Below are 22,538 nucleotides of genomic sequence, written 5' to 3' on the forward strand. Positions count from 1 at the left end.
CGGCGGCCGTCAGGTCGGAAACCCGGCCGGCTCCGTCTCGAACGGGCCGACCAGGACCGCCGCCGGGAACCGTTCCGGCTCGAAGTGCCGGAACGCCCCGGTCGACGGGCCCGGATCCAGGTTGAGCGCCGCCAGGATCTCGTGGTGCCGGCACTCGGCGCGTACCCGCGACGGATCATCGTCCGGCACGTCGCCGCGGAGTGCGGCGTGCAGCCGCACCAGGTCGACGTCGCCGACGCCGAACGGTACGAACGCGGCCGGGTCGTCGCCGTCCGGCCCCGGCGAGGGCAGCGGCCCGTCCAGCGGGTACACCGTGCCGTCGAGGCTGACCAGGCACTCGTTGTCGTCGTCGTCCCACCACTCGATCAGGTACGACCGGTCCGACAGGTAGGAGTGGGCCTTGTCGCCGCCGCGGTACACCACGGCGGTCAGCACGTCGGAGTCGTGGACGTCGAAACTCGCGGCGGAGCACTCCGGTACCAGGCTCAGCAGCCGGGCCAGCTCGTCGCTGTCGGCGTACCCGTGCTCGTCCCCCCGGGGCAGGACCACCCAGCGGCCCTCGGCGACCGGCACCACGTACGCCTCCCGCCGGAGCAGGGTCAGCGCGTGGCGGAGGTTGTCGAGGGTGCCGGTCGCCAGCACGGTCTGATAGGTCGTCCCCATGGCACGGGATGCTAGACGGCGGCTACGACAGAAGCCGACCGAGGCGTTCGGCGACCACGGCGGATCAGCCCTGCGCGCCCCGATCCCACTGCTCGCCCCGGTGACGAGAACGATCTTGCCGTCGGTGTTCATCGGGTTGCTCACGAAAACTCCTGGTCGCTGGTGCTGTCGCCGCGTCGGTCGCGGCCAGGAGCAATCGTGGATCGGTGGTGGGGCCCGGAGAAGGGCGTCTTCCTGGGTGCCGCACACCCTGGTCGCGTCTCCCGCCCAGGTCAGCCGGGACGGGACGGCCGCGGACGGCGGCGCGGGTCAGCGGAGGGTGGCGTACGCCAGCGGCAGCGGCGTCGACAGGCCGTCCCAACGGCCGGTGAGTACGGCACCTGTGCCCGCCGGCGGTTCGGTCGCCGTGTCGAGACAGCGGACGACGGCCAGCTCCACCGGGTCCGTCACGATACGGGTCGGTTCACCCTCGACGACCAGACGGTGTTCGCCGAGGTGCGGCACCGGTGTCCCCGGATCGCCGCTGCTCATCACGGCCATGCTCGGCGTGCGGTGCTCCCGCCCGCCGTCCACCTCGAAGTACTCCTCCGCCTGACCGGCGCCGGCCAGGACCGCGTTCGCCAGCGCGGCGGCGTAGACCGGATCGCCGCACCCGTCGTAGACCCAGCGCCGGCCGAGCACCGAATGGTCGGCGGTGCCGATCAGCCACCCGTCGGCACCGTCCAGCGGCGCGTCACGGTAGGTCAGCGGCACCTGAAGGACCGGCCCGTCACCGAAGCTGACCAGCATCGTCTCGATGCCCACCGCGTCGGCCGGGTCGTCGAAGCGGTAGGCGGCCACCCGGACCAGCTCGGCGCCGGGTCGTCCGTGGTACCAGTCGCGGCCAGGAAGCCAGCCGGCCAGCAGTTCGAGCTTCGTGGGGTGCAGTTCCGCCCGGTGCAGCAGTGCCATGGCGGGATCCTAGTCCCGCCGTCCGACGCTGCCACCGGCCCCGGTGCTAGCCGGTGACCCGCATCGCCGCCAGGTAGGCGAACGCGTCCGCGCTGCGACTGCCCGGCTCCGGCGTACCGACACCCGGCGCTACCACCCGGGCGCGCACGCCATCGAACTCCAGGTCAACGGGGTCGGCTCCGGGCGTACCGAGTTCACCCTGCTGCCGGGCGTCGACGCCGTACCCGGGGGACGGTGAGCATCCGCGGCCCGGGCCGCCGGGACCGGCCCGGCACCGGACGGACAGGCCGCGTCGCGCTCAGCGGTCGAGGTACCGGGCCAGGATCGTCGCGGCGGTCGGTGTCACCCGTACCTCGGTGGCGTGCAGCCTGGGATGGGTCAACCAGTACAGCCGGGCGGTGTCGGGCCGACCACAGTGCAGCGGCGGCCAGTCGGTCGTCGGCGTGAAGTCGTCGAGCACCACCACACCGCCCGGACGTAGCCAGTCGCCGGGGTCCAGCGGTGGCTCGACACCCTTGCCCTGGCCGCCGCCGTCCAGGACGAGCAGGTCGAAAGGCCCGTCGTCGCGCAGGTCACGCCAGTCCCCGTGGCGTACCCGGACCCGGGGCTCGGCGGCGAAGACCTCGGCGGCGATTCCGGCCCGCTCCGGATCACGTTCGACGCTGACCAGCCGGGCGTCCGGGGCGGCGCCGCTGGCGAGCCAGGCCAGCCCCACCCCGCATCCGGTACCGGTCTCGCCGATCGTCCCGGCCCCGATTCCGCCGGCCAGGGTGTGCAGCAGCCGCCCCTGCGCCGGCAGGCAGGACTGGGCGAAACCGGCCCGGCGGGCCACCGCCACCGCGGCGGCCACCAGCGGCGGCAGATCCGGACATTCGTCGTACGCGGTCGTTCCGGACGTGGTCATCGATCGACGAGGATACCGGACCCTTCGGATTGAGGACGTGACCAGCGGGTACGCGCGGAACTCGGACGACTGGAGGGTTTCTCATGGGGGAACGGCACACGATGCTGCGCTCGATGCACGACCTCGGCCTGGCGGCCTGGTTCGGAGGCACGCTGATGGGGGCGGTCGGCGTCAACGGCGCGGCGGAGAAGGTCACTGACAAGAAGCAGCGGCTCGGGGTGGCGTCGGAGGGCTGGGCCCGGTGGACGCCGGTCAACGCGGCGGCGATCGGGGTGCACGTGGCGGGTGCGGCGGGGGAGCTGATCACCGAGAGTCCCCGGGTGTTCGCCCAGTCCGGCGTCGGCAGGATGAGCGCGGTCAAGACCGGGCTGACCTTGGCCGCGCTGGCGGCCACCGGCTACAGCCGGCTGCTCGGCATGAAGCTGCAGAAGACCGCCGAGGCCCCGGTGGTCGCCGGTACCGCGCCGATGAACGGCACACCGCCGGACGTCGCGGGCCGGCAACGCCAGTTGCGGGTGCTGCAGTGGGTGATCCCGGCGCTGACCGGTGGTCTGATCATCGTCACCGCGCTCGCCGGCGAACAGCAGAAGCCCGGGCAGGTTCTCCGGGGCGTGATGCAGCGGTTCGGCGGGCTCAACCAGGCGACCAGGGGTGTACGCCGGGTTGTCGGCATGGGTGTCGGCAAGCAGACGCTGGGTATGCGGAAGATGGTGGGTATTCGGGTCGGACAGCAGGCGCTGGCAAAACTGCGCCACTGACTCCGGTCGACGCGTCGGCGCGGCGCGGTCAGTCGTCCTCTCGGCACACCGTCGGAGGCGCGGCCGGTGCCGCGCCGACGTCCTTTCCGGTCGTGGCGGCTTCCGGAAGCCCACCGGAGTCGGCACCGACCCGGTTTCGGACCGGCGGGTCGACGCCACGGACCTGTCGCCGAGGGATGAGCGCGCGTAGCCGATCCGGTTTCCCGGCCGGGACCAGCGGGTGCGCCACGGGCGCCCCGTCCATCGATGTTCTTGTCCCGACGCTGGGACGGGCCCGCAAGAGGCGTCTCCCGGGAAAGTCGGTTGATCACGCCCCGCCCGGCCCGGCACAATCGCCGGCCATGCGGGACAGACCAGCCGAGATGGCGGAGTCCGAACTGGTCGGGGCGTTGTCGACCGGCTGGGGGCTGGACGTACCGGAGGTCACGTACCGGCCGGTGGGTGCGGGAAGCTACCACTGGTCGGTGGTCGACGACGTCGACCGGAGGTGGTTCGTCACCGTCGACGATCTCGGTGTGGAGTCAGCGCGGCGTGACGCCGTATTCGTCGACCTCACCAGAGCCCTCGACACCGCGCTCGCCCTGCGCCGGGACGCCGGGCTCGAGCCGGTGGTCGCCCCCGTGCCGACCCGGACCGGCGCGTCGGCGTACCGGCTCGGCGCCCGGTACGCCGTCTCGGTCTTCCCGCTGCTCGACGGCGTGGCCGGCGAGTTCGGTCCACACCGGCCGGCCGACCTGCCCGAGGTGCTGGCACTGCTCGGCGCGGTGCACCGGGCCACCCCGGTCGTCGCCCGGACCGCCGGGCGCTTCGTACCGGACCTCCCCGGTCGGCAGCGGCTCACGGCGGCCCTCGACGACCTCGACCGACAGTGGGCCGCAGGCCCGTACGCGGAACCGACCCGGAAACTGCTGACGGTCCATGCCGGACGGGTCGCCGAGTGGCTGGCCGACTTCGACCGGCTCGCCGCGCGGGTGGCGGCGAGCGGTGTCGAACCGGTCGTCACGCACGGCGAACCGCATCCCGGCAACCTGCTGCGTACCGCCGACGGGCTGCGCCTGATCGACTGGGAGACGGTACGGGTCGCCCCGCCGGAACGGGACCTCTGGCTGGTCACCGACGACCCCGACCTGCTCGCCGAATACTCCCGGGCGACCGGCCACCCGGTCGACCCCGCCGGGCTGGCGTTCCACCAGCTGCGGTGGAGGCTCGCCGACGTCGCGGAGTACGTCGACGAGCTGCGCCGGCCGCACGGGGAGAGCGCGGACAGCGCCGCCTCGTGGAGCTACCTCACCAGCTACTTCGACTGACCGGACGACACCCCGCCCTCCGGCGATCTTGTCAGTCGTCGGCGGTGGCCGGGGAGGCCCGCCGCCAGGCGGCCAGCACCGTCCGCTCCTTCACCGGATCAAGGCCGGGTCTCGGCTGCCCGGCCGGGACCGGCGGCGGGACCCGGCCGGCCGCGACCAGCCACGCCCAGGTGTCCGCCACGGTCTCCGCGACCGGCCGGCAGCGCAGCCCGGTCGCGGCGGCCCGCGCCACGTTGGTGGAGAGCAGCCCGGCGTACGTCGGCCCGGGCGGGACCCAGCACGGCAGCTCGGTCCACCGGTGGAAACCGTGCGCCTCGATTGTTTCCGGATCGACCCAGACCAGCCGGGCCGCCGCCCCGGTGACCTCGACGGCGGCCTCCAACAGCGTCCGCATGCTGGCGTGCCCGGCCGGGTTGACCACGTTGACCGCCCCCGATACCCCGCCTCCGGCCGCGTCGAGCAACCAGGCGGCGAGGTCCCGGACGTCGATGTACCGCAGCGGCAGGTCGGGTGGGCCGGGGGCGAGCACGTCGCCGCCCCGTTCCATCCGGAGCAGCCAGTGCGGCAGTCGACCGGAGTCCTCGTACGGGCCGAGGATCAGGCCGGCCCGGGCAAGCACCGCCCGCTCGCCGAACGCGGCCTCCACCGCGAGTTCGCCGCCCCGCTTGTCCGGGGCGTAACCGGTCGCCCCGGCGTCCGGGGACGCCTCGACGGTCGGACCGGACTCGTCGAGGTCGGGTGGGGGAGGCGAGGCGTACACCGCCCGGCTGGAGACGTACAGGTAACGCTCGGCCCGTTCGGCGAGCAGGTCGGCGCTGTTCCGGACCGCGCACGGCGCACCGGACCAGGTGTCCACCACCGCGTCCCACCGGCCATCGCGGAGTTGGCCGAGGTCGGTGGGACGGAGCCGGTCACCGGTCAGTCGCCGGGTTCGCGGGTGCGCCCAGCCGCCGAGGCCACGGTTGAAGGTCGTCACCGACCAGCCCCGGTCCACCGCCGTGGTCACCACCCAGCGCCCGACGAACGACGTCCCGCCGAGCACCAGAAGTCGCATGACGACATTCTGCCGGGTGACGGCAGCGATCGCCGACAACGGACGGTCGGCTGACCCGACGGACCGCGAAGCACATTGTCACGAGATTATCGGGCTGCCGCGCCCGACGATTCGGATGATTCGTGGACGCCGATCGCCTCGTTTCCGTATCCGGAAACTGGTGACCCGGACAAGAATGGTCCCGCCTGCGGGACCGGATCTTCCCGCCATGCGGGAGGAACTGTGCGGCCGCGACCCCTTCGCGCGCTTTTGGTGGAGCCGCAGGATCTGCGGCCGAGTCGACCTCCAGCCCCGTTCGGGTACGCCCCCGCCGCCGATGCCCCCTGCGCCGGGCCACAACCGCGTACGCTCACCAGCGGAAGTGGTGCCGATCTCCGGGGCGGCGTAAACGGACGGGATGCGGCCATAGATTCCAGGTGCCTTGCTGTCAATGGACTGATGACCGCTTTTAGTTCGCCCTGATCGGTCTGGCATCAATAACGGTCTACGCGGTTATCTCGGCACAGGCTTTCCGCTGCCCCCGGAGGTGCCGTGTGCCGATCCATTCTGTCCCGGAACCATCCGCCGCCACCAGACGTGCCACAGCCGGCCCGGCTGCACTTGTCGGGCGGGACGACGAGTTGGCCCGGATGGTCGGGCTGCTCGACGAGTCGTCGCAGCCACGCATCCTGACCCTGGACGGCGAGCCTGGCATCGGCAAGAGCCGCCTCCTCGCCGAACTTGTCAAGACCGCCGGTGCCCGGGGGCGCACCGTGCTGTCCGGCCGGGCCACCGAGTTCGAACGCTCCCTCCCGTACGGGGTGGTGCTGGACGCCCTGGCCGGTGTGCCCGACCAGCGGGCCGAACTGCAGGCGTTGCTCGACGCCGTCGCGGGCCGGGACCTCGACCCGGTCGCCGACGGGCCGGCGGCGGCGGTCGAGCGGCACCGCCGGCACCGCCGGTTGTGTGAACTGCTCACCGCCCTCGCCCGGCCGGCCCGGTTGTTGCTGGTCTTCGACGACGTGCAGTGGGCCGACGACGCCTCCGTCGAGTTCTTCGGCTACCTCCTGCGGCATCCGCCGGGCAACGGTGTGCTGGTGGTCTTCGCCTTCCGGTCGGACCAGTGCCCGGACCGGCTCGCCGACGGACTCGCCCACCTCACGCCCGCGCCCACCCGGGTACGGCTCGGTCCGCTTTCCGGCCCGGACCTCGACCGCTGGCTGCCGGCCGAACCACCGTCCCGTCGCCGGCTGCTCCACCAGGTCAGCGGCGGCAACCCGCTCTATCTGGAACTGCTCGCCGGCACCCCGACCCACGTGCTGACCGCGTTGCGTCGGGGCGACTGCCCGGACGAACCGGTGAGCACCGCCCTGCACGGTGCGATGGCGGTGGAGGTACGCGGCCTGAACCCCACCGAGCGGCTCGTCCTCCAGGCCACCGCGGTCGTCGGCACCGGACTCGACGTGGCGGCGGTGGCGGCGGCGGCCGAACTCGACCTGTGCCGCACCGGCGTCACCCTCGACGCGCTGGTGGCCCGGGATCTGCTGCGCCAGTCCGGTGCCGAGTTCGACTTCCGGCATCCGCTGGTGCGGGCGGTGGCGTACTGGATGGCCGGCCCGGCGTGGCGGCTCGGCGCCCACCGTCGGGTGGCCGCGCACCTGCAACGGCGGGGCGCGCCGCTGACCCTGCGGGCCCACCACCTCGGCCGGGCCGTCGAACCGGGGGACGAGGCCGCCGTCGAGGTGTTGACGCTCGCCGCCCGCAGCACCATGGGTACCGCGCCGAGCACCAGCGCCACCTGGCTGCGTGCCGCGTTGGCGGCGCTGCCCGACGGGCCGGACCAGGTCGACCGGCGGGCCGAACTGCGGTTGCTGTTCGCCAAGGCGCTCAGTGTCACCGGTCAGTTCGACGAGTCCCGGGCCGTGCTGCACGAACTGGTCGCGGTCGCCGGACCGCACCGGCACACCGCGGTCGAGCAACTCGCCGTGCTGGAGCGGCTGGCCGGCCGGCACGACGTCGCCAGTGCCCTGCTCAGCACCGAGTTGGAGCGGCTCGGTGTCGCCGGCGCCAGCCAGGCGATGCTCCGGCTGGAGCTGGCGGTCAACGAGATGCTCGCCGGCCGGTGGCGGGCCGGCGCCCGGCACGCGGCGAAAACCGTCGAACGCGCCCGGCACGGCGGGCACCGGGGGATCGAGGCGGCGGCGAGTACCGTGCTCGCCGCCTGCGCCCTGGCCAAGGGTCCGCTCTCCACCGCCCGGGTCCGGATCTCGTTCGCCGGCCGGATGATCGACGCCCTCGGCGACGTCGCACTCCGGGACGAACTCGGGGCGATCGCCCTGCTCGCCTGGATCGAGGCGATGGTGGACCGGTACGCCGACGGGCTCGCCCACGCCGAACGCGGCATCGAGGTGGGCGTGCGGTTCGGTCGGATCCACGTCCTGCCGGTGCTCTACGCGGCACGTTCGGTGCTGTACGGCGCGACCGGCCGGGTCGACGAGGCGCTCCGGGACGCGGAGGAGGCCGAGGAGATCGCCCGCTGGCAGGGCAGTGCCGAAGCGGCCACGCTGGCCACGGCGGTCCGACTCCGGCCACTGCTCTGGGTCGACGGTCCGGAGGCGGTACGCCCGGTCCTGGACCGGCTGCGGGGCAGCGCACCACCGCGCTCCACCCTCTACCGGGCGGTCGTGCAACTGCACCTGGCGGAGGCGTGTCACGCGCTCGGCGAGTACGACGACTGCCAGGAGCTGCTGGCGGACGCGGACGCGTACCGCTGCCTCGGGCCGGCCGAGGCCACCATCCTGGCCCTGCGCGCGCTCTCGGCGGTCGGCGCGGCCACCGCCTCGTACGGGCCGTCCGGCGTCGGCCCCGGCACCGCTGGCACGTCCGTCGCCGGTACCCCGACACAGCTGCGCCGCTGGTTGAACCGGGCCAACGACGTCGCCGCTGGGATGCCGGCGCGACTCGGTCACGTCGGGCTGGCCCGCGCCGGCCTGTTGATGGCACAGGGCCTGCCCGCCGCGGCGGTGTCGGAGATCGCCCCGACGATCGGCTGGTTCACCCGGGCCGGCACGCCGGTGGCCGAGGGACAGGCCCGGATGCTGCTCGCCGAGGCGGAGTTCGCGGCCGGACGCCCGCAACCGGCCCGGGAGCAGTTGGGCCGGGCCAAGAAGCTCTTCGCAGGTAGCGGTGCGCGCTGGCTCGCCGGACAGGCGGACCGGGCCCAGCGTCGACTCGCCGCGCGGCTGCCCCGGCAACGTACCGAGGGCTCGGTGACGCTCTCCGCCCGGGAGCGGGAGGTTGCCGAGCTGGTCGCCCAGGGCCTGACCAACCACCAGATCGCCGGCCAGCTCGTGCTGAGCCCGCGGACCGTGGAAACCCACGTCACCCGGATCATCGCCAAGCTCGGCGTCCCGTCCCGGGCCGCGGTGGCCCGCCAGCTCGGCGACCGTCAGTGACGGGAAGGGGCCCTGCCGACCCACAGCTCGATGGGCTGCTCGTACACGGCGGTCACTCGCCCGGCTCCTCGTCGTCCCCGTCCTCGGCGGTCAGCCCGTGCCGGTCGAGGAACTCCCACCACTCGTCGTCGGTCGCGGCATCGAGGTACAGGGGACCGAACACGTAGCCGGCGAGAAAGTACTCGAGGTTCGGCATCAGCTCCTCGAACTCGTCCCGGGCGTAGAAGGGGTCGCCGCTGGTCCGCGGGAACCACCAGACCGCCCCGGTGTCGCGCCGCAGCAGCAGCGGCTCCCGGGCCAGGTCACCCAGGTAGTACCAGTCGGCGGGCTCGTCGGACACGCCGGTGAGCTCTGGCATGCTGCCGAGCATGACCCGCCGGTAGTCGACGTCGGCGGTGCCCCACAGTTCGACGTCGCCGGCCCGGACGCCGTCGGCGACCTCCAGCAGCTCCCGGACCGGCCGCGGCACCTCGGCGGGAATCTCGTGGGCCGGCGCGGCCTGGTGAATCTGCGCCCACAGCAGGGTCGCGGGTTGGTCTGCCTCCAGATCGGCGCGCAACTCCGCGATGAGCTCCCGCAGGTCGGGGTCCAGGGGATCACCTCTGTCCGAATCGGGATTCGGTCGGGCAGGTTCCGGATCAGCCGCCAGATCGACGACTCAGCGTGTCGAACCCGTACGGGTTCCGTGTTTCCCCGGATCCTACGGCGGCCGACGACGGGCAGAGTGGGGCACCTACTCGTCGAAGGAGGTGAATCTCATGTCCCACCCGCAGACCCGGCCGTTGAAGAAGCTCGTGGTGCGCAAGGCGGGCCCGGTCCGGCTGACCGCCGCCGCTTCCGCGATCTACGGCGACACGTGCGGCCCGTCCCTGCCCGGTCCGATCTGGCCCTGGGTGAACTGACCCGCCCGAGTCGCCCGGCCGGGCCCGGCCCGGACGGTGACGCGGCCGGGCGACGCGGCGGTGCGGTGGTAGCCCGAGGTGCCGACGTCGCGGGCCGGTGGGCCCGGATGACGTCGCGAGGGCGGAGAGGAACCGATGGAGACCGAGCAACTCGACCGCGTGGTGCGCCTGCATCCGCTCGTCTACCTGGAGGAAGCCGACGCGGTCACGGTGGGCCGGCCGGACGTCGACTCGTACGCGATCTTTCCGCCGGACGGCGCGGAACTGGTCCGTCGGCTCGCGGCCGGGACGACGCCCCGACAGGCCGCCGAGTGGTACGCCGACACCTACGGCGAACCGGTCGACGTCGCCGAACTGCTGGAGACCCTCGCCGAGCTGGACTTCATCCACCCGCCCGGGGTCGACGGGCCGTCCAGTGCGGACAACCCGTCCGAGCTGGACGTGCCACCGGATCCGGTGCGCTGGCAGCGGCTCGGCCGGGCCCTCTTCTCCCCGGTCGCCTTCGCCGGGTACGCGCTGCTGGTGGTCACCGCCGTCGCGGCGATGGTGGCCCAGCCGGACCTGGCACCGCACTACGACCACATCTTCTTCACCGACTACTACTCGGTCATCGAACTCACCCTGTTCCTCGGACAGATCCCGCTGATGCTGGTGCACGAGGCGGCACACGCGCTGGCCGGCCGTCGGCTCGGGCTGCGGTCCCGGCTCTCGCTGAGCCACCGCCTCGGCCGGCTGGTGCTGGAGACGTCGCTGGACGGCCTGGTCGTGGTGCCCCGCCGGCGGCGCTACCTGCCGATGCTCGCCGGAATCGGTGCCGACGTGCTGACCGTGGCCGGGTTGACGCTGGTCGCGGCGGTGCTGCGGGAACCGGACGGCAGCGTACCGCTGGTCGGCCGGATCTGTCTGGCGCTGGCGTTCGGCACGGTGCTGCGGACCGTCTGGCAGTTCTACTTCTTCCTCCGTACCGACCTCTACCACCTCTTCACCACGGTCTTCGGCTGTGTCGACCTGCACGGCACGGCGATGCGGATGCTGCGCAACCGGGTCGACCGGTGGCTCGGGCGTCGGGACCGGCTCTACGACGAGTCGCTGTTCCACCCGGTCGACCGCCGGATCGGCCGCTGGTACAGCTGGCTGGTGGTGGTCGGTTACACGGTCGGCCTGGCGACGCTGGTCTACATGCTGCCGGCGGTGTACCGGTTCGCCAGTGGAGTGCTCGGCCGCTTCTTCACCGAACCCGACCTGGCGGGACTGGCCGACTCGGTCGTTTTCCTCGGACTCAACGTCGGGCAGCTGGTCCTGCTCGTCGTGGTGATGGTCCGGGAGCGCCGGAGCCGGGTCCCGTCACCCCGTCACGTCATCGCCTAGGGAGGCGGCAGCATGCCAGACATCCGACCGGCCGGCGCTCCGGACGGGCCGCCGGACCCGCCGCACCGCTGGATCCGGGCTCCACACCGGCACGACCGGCGGCGGTTGCTCGCCGCCGCCGTACCGGCCGGTCCGGTACTGGCCGACGTGGACGCCCACCGGCGGCGGCGGGGACCGTACACCGCCGGTGGCGAGCTGCTGCGGACGGTGGTCCCCGAGGCGTGGCGGCACTGGCCGGAGCTGGTCAGCCGACACGAGGTGGAGGTGCTGTCCCTCGCCCCGGAAATGCGGGACCTGATCCCGGCGACCCGGCACACCCTGACCTCGCTCGCCGTGCCCGAGGAACGGACCCGGTTCTACTCCCGGCTCCGTACGCTGCGGATCGCCCACGGCGTGGTCGAGTTCCTCAACGGCTATCTCGGCCGACTCGACGGCGGACCCCGTTACCTGCTGGTCGACAATTTGCACGAGGCCGACCCCACCGACCAGGAACTCTGCGCGGTGCTGCTGCGCCGCGCCGATCCGGGCCTGCTCCGGTTGGTCGTCGCCACCGGCACCGACGACCCCGTCGTACCGCCGGGCCCGCTGGCGGTGTCGCTGGCCGGGGCGATGCGTCGGTACGCCACCGAGGTGGTCGTCGCCCCGACCCCGGCACCGGACCTGCCCGAGTGCTCCGACCTCGAACTGGCCCGCCGGTACGTCGCCGCCGACTGCGTCGACGACGACCCGCGGGTGCTCGCCGCGTACCGGCGGATCGACCCGGGGGAGCGGGCCCGGCTGCACGACCAGCGGGTCGCCGAACTGGCGGAGGAGCCCGACTGGTCGCTGCGGCTCGGCGCGCTGCCGTACCACGCCGAGCACGGCGCCGACCCGGCCGGCGCCGGGGCCGACGCGCTCCGGGCGGCCCTCGACTACTGCGTCGACATGGGCTTCTACCACGCCACCGTCGACTATGGAGAGCGTGGCCGCGCGGTGGTCGACTGGACCGCACAACTGGACCACTGGTGGGCGTTCACCACCAAGCTGACCACCTCGCTGGCCGCGCTCGGCCTGCCCGAGCTGGCCCTGGCGCTCTACCACGAGGCGCGGGCCCGGACCACGGCCCCGATGGTGCACCTGCAGGCGGCGTACGCGACCGCGATGCTGCACACCCGCTACCTGCCGAAGGAGAGCCAGGACCACCACACCGCCCGGGGCTGGGCGAACCTGGCGATCGCGATCGCGCAGTGTCTGCCGGACCCGAAGACCCGGGCGTTCAAGACCGTCTTCAACCAGAACGGGCTGGCCCTGGTCGCCGTGCACGAGGGCCGGCTCGACGAGGCGTTGACGCTGGTCAGCAACGGGATCGAGCGGCTGGAACGGGACCTCGACGACACCGAGCACGCGCTGCACCGCTCGGTGCTGCGGCACAACCGGTCGCAGGTGTACGCCGCCCTCGGCCGGTACGACGACGCGCTGGCCGACCTCGACGCGGTGATCGCCGCCGACCCCCGCTATCCGGAGTACCACTTCGACCGGGGCAACCTGCTCCGGCGGCTGGGCCGGCCCGCCGAGGCGGTCGACTGCTACGAGCGGGCGTTGGCGCTCTCCCCGCCGTTTCCCGAGGTCTACTACAACCGGGGTGACGCCCGGGTCGAACTCGGCGACCTCGCCGGGGCGCTCAGCGACTTCAGCTACGTGCTGGAACTGGACGAGACGCATCTGGACGCGTACGTCAACCGGGCCGGGCTCCGGTTCGAGCTGGGTGACGCCGAGGGTGCCTGGCACGACGTACGGGAGGGACTGGCGCTGGACCCGGACAACCCGCACCTGTGCTGCGTCCAGGGACAGCTGCTGATCGCCGACGATCCCGCGGCGGCACATCGGGTGCTGACCGGACTCGTCACCGCACATCCGGGGTTCGCCGACGGCTGGGCGGCCCGGGGCGCCGCCGCGTACGACCGGGGTGACCTGGCCGACGCGGTCGCCGACTTCGGTCGGGCGCTGGCTCTCGTCGACACCCCCGCCACCCGGTTCAACCGAGGCACCGCGCTCGCCGAGTCCGGCCGGTACGAGGAGGCGCTCGCCGACTTTACCGAGGTCCACGCCAGCACGGGCGACCCGGAGGCGCGGACCCAGATCGGAATCTGTCTGGAACGGCTCGGCCGGACGACGGTGCGGACGGGGTGAGTGGCGGTGACGCTGACGGTCGACTACCCGCGTCCGGTGCCGTTCGTGGGCCGGGCGGCGGAACTCGCCCGGATCGAGGCGGCGGTGCGGGGGCTTGACGCCGGACGGCAGCGGATCGTCGAGGTGGTCGGCGGCCCGGGTACCGGCAAGTCCCGGCTGATCGTCGAGGCGCTGAGCCGGGCGGACCGGCCCGGTACGACGGTCTGCGCCGGTTCGGCGGCCGAGGCCGAGCGGCGGATCCCGTTCCACGTCTTCCTGCACGCCCTCGGTGACGAGGTCGCCGAGCACCTCGGCGCGAAGCACCCACTGTGGGCGGTGGTGGCCAGGGAGGGGTGCGGCGAGCGGCTCAGCGTGGCCCGGTACCAGCTGCACCGCGCCTGGCGGCGGGCGGTCGCCGCCCGGGTCGGCTCGGGGCTGGTGCTGGTCCTCGACGACCTGCACTGGGCGGACCCCGCGTCGGCGGAACTGATCGACCACCTGGTCCGGTACCCGGTCCGGGGTCCGCTGCTGCTGGTCCTCTCCGGCCGGCCGGCTGCCGGACCGCCCCGCCGGGCCCGGTGCGCGGTGGACGATCCGGTGCCCCGGTGCCGGATCACCCTGGACGCCCCGCCGCCGGTCGCGGCGGATCCGCTGGCGGTGCTGACCGACCGGGAACGTGAGGTCGCCGAGTTGGCCCTGACCGGGGCGACCACCCGGCTGATCGCCCGTCAGCTGCAGGTCAGCCCCCGTACCGTGGACGCGCACCTGATGCGGATCTACCGCAAGCTCGGGGTCGCCTCCCGGGCCGCCCTGGTGTGCCTGTTGGCACGGACCCGGGGGCCGGCCGGATGACCGGTCCGGGCTGGACGCGGCCCGCTCAGCACCGGGTCGCCGGGACGGGACACCCGGCGACCCGGTCCGCCCCGACCGGGTCCGCCCCGACCGGGTCCGCCCCGACCGGTTTCGGTGCCGGGGACGGGCCGACGATGGCATCGATCCGTGACACGGTTCCGGGGCGTCGGCACGGTCCGGCGCCAACCGAAGATCCAACCCCGCGACCGGCCGATACTCGCTTCGACGGTGGTGCATTCCGGACGCCACCGCCGGGGTGGTGGGAGGCCAGCGTGGAACGTCGGCGACAGGGGTGGGCGCTCGGACTCGTCGTGCTGCTCGGCCTCGGCGGCTGCGGCGGGGATCAGGCGGTCTCGGCGGGTGGCACGCCGGCGGCGGGCGCCGGGGGATTCGGCGTGGCGCAGGCGGCCGAGGTGCTGGCCGCGTTCGACGAGGGCGACTCGGCGGCCTCCACCGCCGGTGACCCGGACGCGCTCGCCCGGTACGAGGTCGCCCCGGCCCTCGACGCCAGCCTCGCCGGCATCCGCCGGGCCGAGTACCACAAGCGCACCCAACCGAAGTTCCAGCACGTCGACCCGAAGTTCGCGGTGCCCGGCACCGATCCCCGGTGCTTCCTGGCCAGCGCGACGCTGCGGATCACCGGCGAGGAGTCGGCCTACGTCGACTTCAGCCAGTTCGTCCGTACCCCGGCCGGGGACTGGAAGTTGAGTCATCACGTACAGGTGAGTCGCGAGGCGGTGCCCTCCATCGGTGACCTGTCGGCCAGCCCGGCGGTGTCGTCGACGGAGGCGGTCGGGGAACGCAGCCGCAAGGCGCTCGCCACCGAGTTGTTGGCCCGGACCACCGCGACCGACAGCGCGGACACCTCGCTGGTCGCCTCCAGCCCGCTGCTGGACCAGCAGTTCGCCGCCGGTTGGACCATCTACCAGCAGCAGATGGCCGCGGCGAAGCTGACGGTCGAGCGCACCATGCAGAGCGCCGAGTGGTCGGCCTGTGCCGCCCGCACCCCGGGCGGCACCCTCACCCTGCTCACCATGTACGTCACCGACCGGGTCGCCCCGGCGGCCGGCGGTCGCGGACCGGTCGTCCTGCCGGCCGAGAGCCCCGACATGATCGCGCTCGGTGAGCGGAAGGGGGTACGCGGGCCCGCCGTGTCGGTGTCCCGGGTGGAGGTTTTCCTGCTGCTGGTCCCGGACGCCGAGGGTTCCCCCGCACGGGTTCTGGGGCTCAGTGACGCCCCGACGAAGGTGACCACGTCCTGACCGCGACGGGTACGGCGACCGGGAGGCATGATGCGACGACCACGGTTCCGAGCCGACTACCAGCCTGTGCCGGTCTCCGGCGACGACGGCGACTACCTGGTCGTGCTCGGTGAGGAACGGAACCTGCTGATCGAGGACCCGGTCGCCGCCGAGTTGGCCCCGTTGCTGGACGGCACCCGGGACGTCGGGGTGCTCACCGCCGCGCTGGCGCCCCGGCACCCGGTGGCGGCGGTGGCCGGCGCGCTGCGCCGGATGGCGGAGCTGGGCCTGCTGACGTACGGGCCGACCGGGGCGGGGACCGCCCGGTCCGCCGGCTGGGACGCGCGGGGGATCGCCCCGGACGTCGCCGAGCGGTGGGGCCGTACCGGGCACGTGCTGCTGGTCGACGCCGGCTCTCCGGCACTGCGCGGCCTGGCCGCCGCGCTCGCCGGGTGCGTCGGCCGGGTCGAGGTGGTCGACGTGGCGGCCCGGGACCTGACCCGACGACTCCGGGACCTCGCCCCGGCCACCGCCGGTGCGTCCGGTCCGACGGGTGCCACCGGCCCGTCCGGCCGGACGGACGGGACCGGGCCGTCCGACCCGACGGACGGTTCCGCCGTGGCGGTGCCGGGGCTGGTCGTCGCCGTACCGGGAAGTGTGCTGGACCCCCGGCTGGCCGCGCTGAACCGGGCCTGCCTGGACGCCGGAGTGCCGTGGACACTGGTCCGACCGCACGGCACCGTACTGGTGCTCGGCCCGCACCTGGTCCCGGACGAGACCGGCTGCTGGGAGTGTCTGCGCCAGCGCTGGACGGACAACGAGCAGGTGGAGAGTTTCCTGGCCGGCCAGGCACCGGACCGGCCCCGTCCGGTCGCCGGACGGGCCGCGCTGCCGGCGACCAGCCTGGTCGCGGCCGGACTGCTCGCCGCCGAACTGCCGGTGCTCGGCCTCGCCGGCCGGTCGCCCCGGCTGACCGGCCGGATGCTGACCTTCGACACCCGCGACCACACCGCCACCTCGCACGAACTGGTCCGGCAGCCGCAGTGTCCCGCCTGCGGCGACCCGGACCTGACCCGCAAGGCCGACGCCCGGATCGTGCTCACCGGCGGCACCCCGACCGGCGAGACCGACGGCGGTACCCGGCTGCGGGCGACGGCCGAGACCTACCGGCTGCTCTCCCGGCACGTCAGCCGCTATCTCGGCGTGGTGACCCGGCTCGACGCGCTGGACGAGGAGGAGAACCTCACCTACAGCTACCTGTCCGGGCACAACTTCGCGCTCGCCCGACACCCCGTCGGGCTGCGTAAGAGCCTGCGCGGGCTGTCCGGCGGCAAGGGACGGACCCGGGCGCAGGCCAAGGTCAGCGCGATCGGAGAGGCGATCGAGCGGTACAGCGCGGTGTGGCGGGCCGACCGCCCGGTGCACCGGGCCAGCTACGACCAGCTCGGGCCGGACCGCGCGGTGCACCTGCGCGACCTGCTGCTCTTCTCCGACCGTCAGTACCGGGACCGGGACCGGCTCAACCGGGTCGGCGGCCACTTCCACCAGGTGCCGCGGCCGCTGGCCGACGACCGCGAACTGGACTGGAGCACCGCCTGGTCGCTGACCTCCGACGCGCCCCGGGAGATCCCGGCCGCCTACTGCTGGTACGGCCATCCGGAGGTCGGTCTCGGGGTCTGCGGACCGGACTCGAACGGCTGCGCCGCCGGCGGCACGGTCAGCGAGGCGATCCTGCAGGGCTTCTGCGAACTCGTCGAGCGGGACGCGGTCGCACTGTGGTGGTACCACCGCTCCCGGATGCCCGGAGTGGACCTCGACTCGTTCGACGACCCGTGGATCGACGCGCTGCGCCGACACTACGCCGACACCCTGGCCCGGGACCTGTGGGTGCTGGACGTCACCGCCGACCTCGGCATCCCGACGTACGCGGCGGTGTCCCGGCACCGCGCCCGCCCGACCGAGGACGTCATCGTCGGCTTCGGCGCCCACCTGGAGCCCCGGGTCGCGCTCGGCCGGGCACTGACCGAACTCAACCAGTTCCTGCCGATCGTCTCCCGTTTCCTCGACGGCCGGACCCGGTACGGCGTCACCGACCCGGACACGGTGCGCTGGTACCGCACGGTCCGGGTCGCCGAGCAGCCGTGGCTGGTCCCCGACCCGGCGGTACCGCCGACCGACGTCTCCACCCGACCGTCGCTGGGCACCGGCGACGTCGCCGAGGACGTCCGACGCTGCGTGACCCTGGCCGCCGACGCCGGGCTGGAGGTCATCGTGCTGAACCAGTCCCGTCCGGAGCTGGAGCTGGCGGTGGTCAAGGTGCTGGTACCGGGACTGCGGCACTTCTGGCGGCGGCTCGGCCCGGGACGGCTCTGGACGGTGCCGGCCCGCCTCGGCCGCACGCCGTACGCGGCCGACGAGGACGCGGTGAACCCGCTGAGCGTTTTCTTCTGACCGACGGTGTGGAGCGTGGAAGATGAGGGATCCCAACGGTGCCGGTACGGCCACCGACCGACCCCGGATCCGGGAGAGCTACCGGCTGCGGGCGGACGCCCAACTGCTCGCCGCCGCCGACGGTGGGCTGGCGTTGCGCCAGACCCGGTTCCGGCTGCCGTTGGACGCCCTCGGTGTCGGCGGCCGGGCGCTGGTGCTCCGGCTCGCCGAGCGGTGGGTCGACGACCTCGAACTGCACCGGCTGGTCAGCGGCCTCGAGGGGGAGCGGCAGGTGCTCCGGGCCCAGGTCCTGCTGCGTCGTCTGGTCGCCCACTCCTGGCTGCGGCGCCGGCTGACGCTGGGTGACCGGGTACTGCTCGACGTCGTCCCCCGGGGACTCGGTGCCGGCAGCGCCCCGGCGTCCCGCCGGCACGACCCGGCCACCACGTACCGGCTGAGCCGTTTCGCCACGCTGCGGCCCGGCGACGGCGGGTTGACCGCCCTGACCCCGCTGGGCGGCGCGGTGCTCGACCACCTCGACCCGGCCCTGGCCACCCTGCTCGGACTGGCCGCCCGGGGGATCGCGCCGCCGGGCGCGGCGACCGTACTCGACGTCGACGAGCAGACCGCGGGACGGGTCATCGACGAACTGCTCACCGCAGGTGTCCTGGTGACCGCCGCCGAGCAGGTCAAGGAACACGCCGACCCTCGGCTGGCGTACTGGGCGCCGGAGGAACTGGCGGTGCACGACCGGTCCCGCCCCGGCGGGCACGTGGCACCGGTCGGCGCCACCTACCCGTTCCGGGACACCTTCGACCCGGCGCCGCTGCGCCGGGTGTTCCCCGGTGCCCGGGTCGTGCCACTGGCCGTACCGGACATGGAGCTGGCGGCGAAACGGGACGAGTCGTTGACCGAGGTGGTCCGGGCCCGGCGCAGCATCCGGGAACACGACGACGGCCATCCGGTCACCGTCGAGCAGCTGGCCGAGTTCCTCTACCGGGTGCAGCACACCATGCACCTCGGCGAGGCCGCCGGACAGCAGGTGGGCCGGCGACCGTACCCGACCGCCGGCAGCCTCTGCGAGCTGGAGATCTATCCGGTGGTGACCCGGTGTGCGGGGCTGGCCGCCGGGCTCTACCACTACGACGCGGTCGGGCACCGGCTGGAACTGCTCACCGAGCGCGGGGTCGCCGGCAGCAAACTCGTCGAGTACGCCCGCAGCGCCGGGGCGATGACCGCGTCCCCGCAGGTGCTGCTCGTGGTCACCGCCCGGCTGGAGCGGTTGAAGTGGAAGTACGAGGGGTTGGCGTACCCGCTGCTGCTCAAGGACGCGGGCGTGCTGACCGGCCTGATGTACCTGGTGGCGACCGCGATGGGACTGGCGCCGTGCGCGCTCGGCGCCGGCCAGTCCGCCGCGTTCGCCGAACTCGCCGGGGTCGACCCGCTGGTCGAGCCGAGCGTCGCCGACTTCCTGCTCGGTTCCCGTCGCACCGGGACGCCGACCGACGAATCCGCATCGCGGGAGGGACAAGCATGAAGTACCGACGTCAGGCGCTGCGCCGGCTGGAGGCACCGGAGCAGCTGGACGAGGCGGTCCGGCTGGCCGGGGTACCGACCTGGCTGACCGCGGTGGCACTCACCCTGGCGGTGGTCTTCGCCGCCGGGTGGTCCACCACCACGGAGGTGAGACGGGTGGTGGAGGCGGCCGGCGTGCTGATCCACTCCGGCGGTGTCTCCCCGCTGGACGCCGTCGAGGGCGGGCAGGTGATGGAGGTGTGGGGGGCGCTGAACCACCGGGTGGCCAAGGGCACCCCGCTGTACAGCCTGCGCTCCGCCGACCAGCGGATCGTGATCGTCAACGCGCCCTGGGACGCGTACGTGGTGACCTGGATGATCTCCGAGGGGCAGCTCCTGCAACCCGGTACCCGGATCGCCGACATGGAACGGCTCGACTCGCCGGACGACAACCTCCAGGCGGTGGTCTACGTCGCCGCCTCCTCCGCCCCGCTGCTGCGCCCCGGCAACCAGGTCGAGGTCATCGCCGAGTCGGTGCCGAGCACCATCTTCGGCAACCTGCGCGGCACTGTCGCCACCGTCGGCGCGTTCCCGGAGACCGAGGAGTCGCTGCGGGCGTTCCTCGGCAGCGGTGCGGACGTACGGCGGCTGCTGGCCGGCGGCAGCGTCATCCGGGTCGCCGTGCCGCTGGAACCCGATCCGGACTCACCCACCGGTCTGAAGTGGTCGAAACAGTCGCCGCCGTTCCAGCTCAACTCGGTCAGTGCGGTGACCGCGAGCTTCACCGTCGCGGTCGAGCACCCGATCGACTGGTTGTTGAAGCGGTGAGCGCGCCCACGATCGACCTCGGGGACATCGCCGCCCCGACGCCGCCCCGACCGCGCCGACGGCGGGTCCGCACCCCCACCCTGATCCAGATGGAGGCGGTGGAGTGCGGCGCCGCCGCGCTCGGCATCGTGCTCGGCCACCACGGACGGCACGTGCCGTTGGAGGAACTGCGCGAAACCTGCGGGGTCAGCCGGGACGGCTCCACCGCCGCCAGTGTGCTCAAGGGCGCCCGCCGGTACGGGATGGAGGCCAAGGGCTTCCAGATGGAGACCTCCGGGCTGGCCGACGTACCGCTGCCCGCCGTGCTGTTCTGGCGGTTCGAGCACTTCCTGGTCCTGGAGGGACTCGGCCGCAAGGTCTGGCTCAACGACCCGGCCACCGGGCCCCGGGCGGTCGGCTGGGACGAGTTCGACGGTTCCTTCACCGGAATCGTGCTGACCATGCGTCCCGGGCCGGACTTCGCCCGGGGCGGCAGCCGGTTCCGGGTGCTGCGGGCATTGGCCCAGCGTTGGCGCAACCTCGGCTCGGTGCTGCCGCTGACCGTACTGCTCGGGCTGCTGATCGCGGTGGTCGGCCTGACCAGCCCGGCCCTGGTGCGGGTCTTCGTCGACCGGGTGCTGCTGGCCGGCGACGACTCCGCGTTCGCCGGACTGGCCGCCGCGATGGCGGTCGCGGTCGGATTCACCCTGGTCGCCGGGCTGGTCCAGCAACGACTGATGGTCCGGGCGGAGACCGCGCTGGCGTTGTCGGCCAGCGCCCGGTTCTTCCGGCACCTGCTGCGGCTGCCGATCTCCTTCTTCAACCAGCGGCAGGCCGCCGACCTCGCCCAGCGGGTCCGCGGCAACGAGGTGGTCGCCGAGGTGCTCACCCGGCGGGTCGCCACCACCGTGGTCGACTGCGCGCTGGTCGGCGCGTACGGGATCCTGCTCTGCCAGTACGACCTGCTGCTCGGCCTCTGCGCGGTGGCGTTCGCCGGGCTCAACGTGCTGGTGCTCCGGCAGGTCTCGGCGACCCGGTCCACCGCGGTCGCCAGCCTGCAGGCCGATCGCGGCAAGCTCTTCGCCAGCGTCTACACCAACATCCAGATGATCGAGACGATCAAGGCCGGCGGTGAGGAGGAGGTCGGCTACCAGCGGTTCGCCGCCCGGGGCGCCGCGGTCGCCTCCGGTCAGCAGCGGCTCGGGGTGCCGACCGCGGTGCTCTCCGTGGTGCCCGCCCTGCTGGCCGCGCTCAACACCGCGGTGCTGCTGGTCCTCGGCAGCGAGCGGGTGGTGGAGGGCGCGCTGTCGATCGGCGTACTGGTTGCGATGCAGGGCCTGGTCACCGCGATGAACAGGCCGGTGGCCAACCTCACCGCACTCGGCTCACGACTGCAGGACATGAGCGCCGACCTGAACCGGCTGCGTGACGTGGAACGGTATCCGCTGCCCGCCCAGCCGGCGCACGTCGGCCCGCTGGCTCCGCTGGAGGGCCACCTGCGGATCGAGAAACTGACCTTCGGCTACAACCCGCTGACCACGCCGCTGCTGGTCGACTTCGACCTGGACGTGCCGCCCGGCAGCCGGGTCGCCCTGGTCGGCGGCTCCGGCAGCGGCAAGTCCACCATCGGACGGCTCGTCGCCGGCCTCTACCAGCCGTGGTCCGGACGGGTCACCGTGGACGGCCGCCGGCAGCTGGACACCGACGTGGAACTCTGGGCCGCCACGGTGGCCATGGTCGACCAGGACCGGCTGCTGTTCGAGGGGACGGTCCGGGACAACGTCACCCTCTGGGACCCGACCATCGACGACCGGCAGGTGGTCGCCGCGTTGCGGGACGCCGCGATCCTCGCCGAGGTCGCCGGCCGGCCGGGCGGACTGGCCAGCATGGTCAAGGAGGGCGGGAAGAACTTCTCCGGCGGCCAGCGGCAGCGGCTGGAGATCGCCCGGGCCCTGGTCCGCAACCCGAGGGTGCTGATCCTCGACGAGGCGACCAGCGCGCTGGACGCCGAGACCGAGCAGCTGATCGACCGGAACCTGCGCCGAAGGGGCGCCACCTGCCTGATCGTGGCGCACCGGCTGTCGACGATCCGCGACTGCGACCTGATCGTCGTGCTGGACCGGGGGCGGGAGGTCGAGCGCGGCACACACGACGAGCTGATCGCCCGCAACAGCGCGTACGCGCGACTGGTCCGCGAGCACTGA

18 protein-coding genes are annotated in these 22,538 nt (G+C 73.3%); 13 read left to right on the top strand and 5 right to left on the bottom strand.

Annotated features, from left to right (window positions below; translation table 11 throughout):
• Positions 1–9: 9 nt before the first annotated feature.
• A complete protein-coding gene (locus V1633_RS23990) occupies positions 10–663 on the bottom strand; it encodes a hypothetical protein (protein WP_331216634.1) in 654 nt (217 codons plus the stop codon).
• A gap of 309 nt (positions 664–972) precedes the next feature.
• Entirely contained in the window at positions 973–1,614 is a 642-nt protein-coding gene (locus tag V1633_RS23995; protein ID WP_331216635.1) for a CG0192-related protein, read from the bottom strand.
• Positions 1,615–1,657: 43 nt separating this feature from the next.
• On the opposite strand from V1633_RS23995, the gene V1633_RS24000 reads away from it, so the two are divergent.
• Positions 1,658–1,852, top strand: a complete 195-nt coding sequence (locus V1633_RS24000) for a hypothetical protein (RefSeq protein WP_331216636.1) — start codon at positions 1,658–1,660, stop codon at positions 1,850–1,852.
• A gap of 60 nt (positions 1,853–1,912) precedes the next feature.
• Here the strand turns inward: V1633_RS24000 and V1633_RS24005 are convergent, their stop codons facing one another.
• Complete coding sequence (locus tag V1633_RS24005) at positions 1,913–2,518, bottom strand: O-methyltransferase (RefSeq protein WP_331216637.1); 606 nt, start codon at positions 2,516–2,518, stop codon at positions 1,913–1,915.
• A gap of 83 nt (positions 2,519–2,601) precedes the next feature.
• Here V1633_RS24005 and V1633_RS24010 point away from each other — a divergent pair, with 83 nt between their 5' ends.
• Together V1633_RS24010 and V1633_RS24015 are read left to right on the top strand one after the other, a co-directional pair.
• Positions 2,602–3,276 (top strand): hypothetical protein, encoded by a 675-nt coding sequence (locus tag V1633_RS24010; protein ID WP_331216638.1) that lies wholly within the window; start codon positions 2,602–2,604, stop codon positions 3,274–3,276.
• A gap of 341 nt (positions 3,277–3,617) precedes the next feature.
• On the top strand, positions 3,618–4,583 hold the full coding sequence (locus tag V1633_RS24015; protein WP_331216639.1) for an aminoglycoside phosphotransferase family protein: 966 nt from the start codon (positions 3,618–3,620) through the stop codon (positions 4,581–4,583).
• 31 nt (positions 4,584–4,614) lie between these two features.
• Here V1633_RS24015 and V1633_RS24020 read toward each other — a convergent pair whose 3' ends face one another.
• On the bottom strand, positions 4,615–5,637 hold the full coding sequence (locus tag V1633_RS24020; protein WP_331216640.1) for an NAD-dependent epimerase/dehydratase family protein: 1,023 nt from the start codon (positions 5,635–5,637) through the stop codon (positions 4,615–4,617).
• A 533-nt stretch (positions 5,638–6,170) separates the two neighbouring features.
• Here V1633_RS24020 and V1633_RS24025 point away from each other — a divergent pair.
• The gene (locus tag V1633_RS24025) at positions 6,171–9,071 is read left to right on the top strand and encodes an ATP-binding protein (protein WP_331216641.1); all 2,901 of its coding nucleotides are present in this window, start codon (positions 6,171–6,173) and stop codon (positions 9,069–9,071) included.
• A gap of 52 nt (positions 9,072–9,123) precedes the next feature.
• Here the strand turns inward: V1633_RS24025 and V1633_RS24030 are convergent, their stop codons facing one another.
• Positions 9,124–9,630 carry a hypothetical protein gene (locus V1633_RS24030; RefSeq protein WP_331216642.1) on the bottom strand — a complete coding sequence of 169 codons (507 nt, stop codon included), beginning with the start codon at positions 9,628–9,630 and terminating at the stop codon, positions 9,124–9,126.
• A 199-nt stretch (positions 9,631–9,829) separates the two neighbouring features.
• Here V1633_RS24030 and V1633_RS24035 point away from each other — a divergent pair, with 199 nt between their 5' ends.
• From V1633_RS24035 to V1633_RS24075, 9 genes are all read left to right on the top strand, one after another.
• A complete protein-coding gene (locus V1633_RS24035; RefSeq protein WP_331216643.1) occupies positions 9,830–9,973 on the top strand; it encodes a hypothetical protein in 144 nt (47 codons plus the stop codon).
• A 135-nt stretch (positions 9,974–10,108) separates the two neighbouring features.
• Positions 10,109–11,341 carry a hypothetical protein gene (locus tag V1633_RS24040; RefSeq protein ID WP_331216644.1) on the top strand — a complete coding sequence of 411 codons (1,233 nt, stop codon included), beginning with the start codon at positions 10,109–10,111 and terminating at the stop codon, positions 11,339–11,341.
• 12 nt (positions 11,342–11,353) lie between these two features.
• Positions 11,354–13,510, top strand: coding sequence for a tetratricopeptide repeat protein (locus V1633_RS24045; protein ID WP_331216645.1), 2,157 nt, complete (start codon positions 11,354–11,356; stop codon positions 13,508–13,510).
• A gap of 6 nt (positions 13,511–13,516) precedes the next feature.
• Positions 13,517–14,341 carry a LuxR family transcriptional regulator gene (locus tag V1633_RS24050; RefSeq protein ID WP_331216646.1) on the top strand — a complete coding sequence of 275 codons (825 nt, stop codon included), beginning with the start codon at positions 13,517–13,519 and terminating at the stop codon, positions 14,339–14,341.
• Positions 14,342–14,613: 272 nt separating this feature from the next.
• On the top strand, positions 14,614–15,603 hold the full coding sequence (locus V1633_RS24055) for a hypothetical protein (RefSeq protein ID WP_331216647.1): 990 nt from the start codon (positions 14,614–14,616) through the stop codon (positions 15,601–15,603).
• Between the two features lie 30 nt (positions 15,604–15,633).
• Complete coding sequence (locus V1633_RS24060) at positions 15,634–18,033, top strand: TOMM precursor leader peptide-binding protein (protein ID WP_331216648.1); 2,400 nt, start codon at positions 15,634–15,636, stop codon at positions 18,031–18,033.
• Between the two features lie 22 nt (positions 18,034–18,055).
• The gene (locus V1633_RS24065; RefSeq protein WP_331216649.1) at positions 18,056–19,549 is read left to right on the top strand and encodes a SagB family peptide dehydrogenase; all 1,494 of its coding nucleotides are present in this window, start codon (positions 18,056–18,058) and stop codon (positions 19,547–19,549) included.
• Entirely contained in the window at positions 19,546–20,355 is an 810-nt protein-coding gene (locus V1633_RS24070) for an HlyD family efflux transporter periplasmic adaptor subunit (protein WP_331216650.1), read from the top strand. The genes V1633_RS24065 and V1633_RS24070 overlap by 4 nt, the downstream gene beginning before the upstream one ends.
• Complete coding sequence (locus V1633_RS24075) at positions 20,352–22,538, top strand: NHLP family bacteriocin export ABC transporter peptidase/permease/ATPase subunit (protein ID WP_331216651.1); 2,187 nt, start codon at positions 20,352–20,354, stop codon at positions 22,536–22,538. The genes V1633_RS24070 and V1633_RS24075 overlap by 4 nt, the downstream gene beginning before the upstream one ends.

Origin of the sequence: Plantactinospora sonchi (assembly GCF_036422035.1) — a bacterium.
GTDB classification, from domain to species: Bacteria; Actinomycetota; Actinomycetes; order Mycobacteriales; family Micromonosporaceae; genus Plantactinospora; species Plantactinospora sonchi.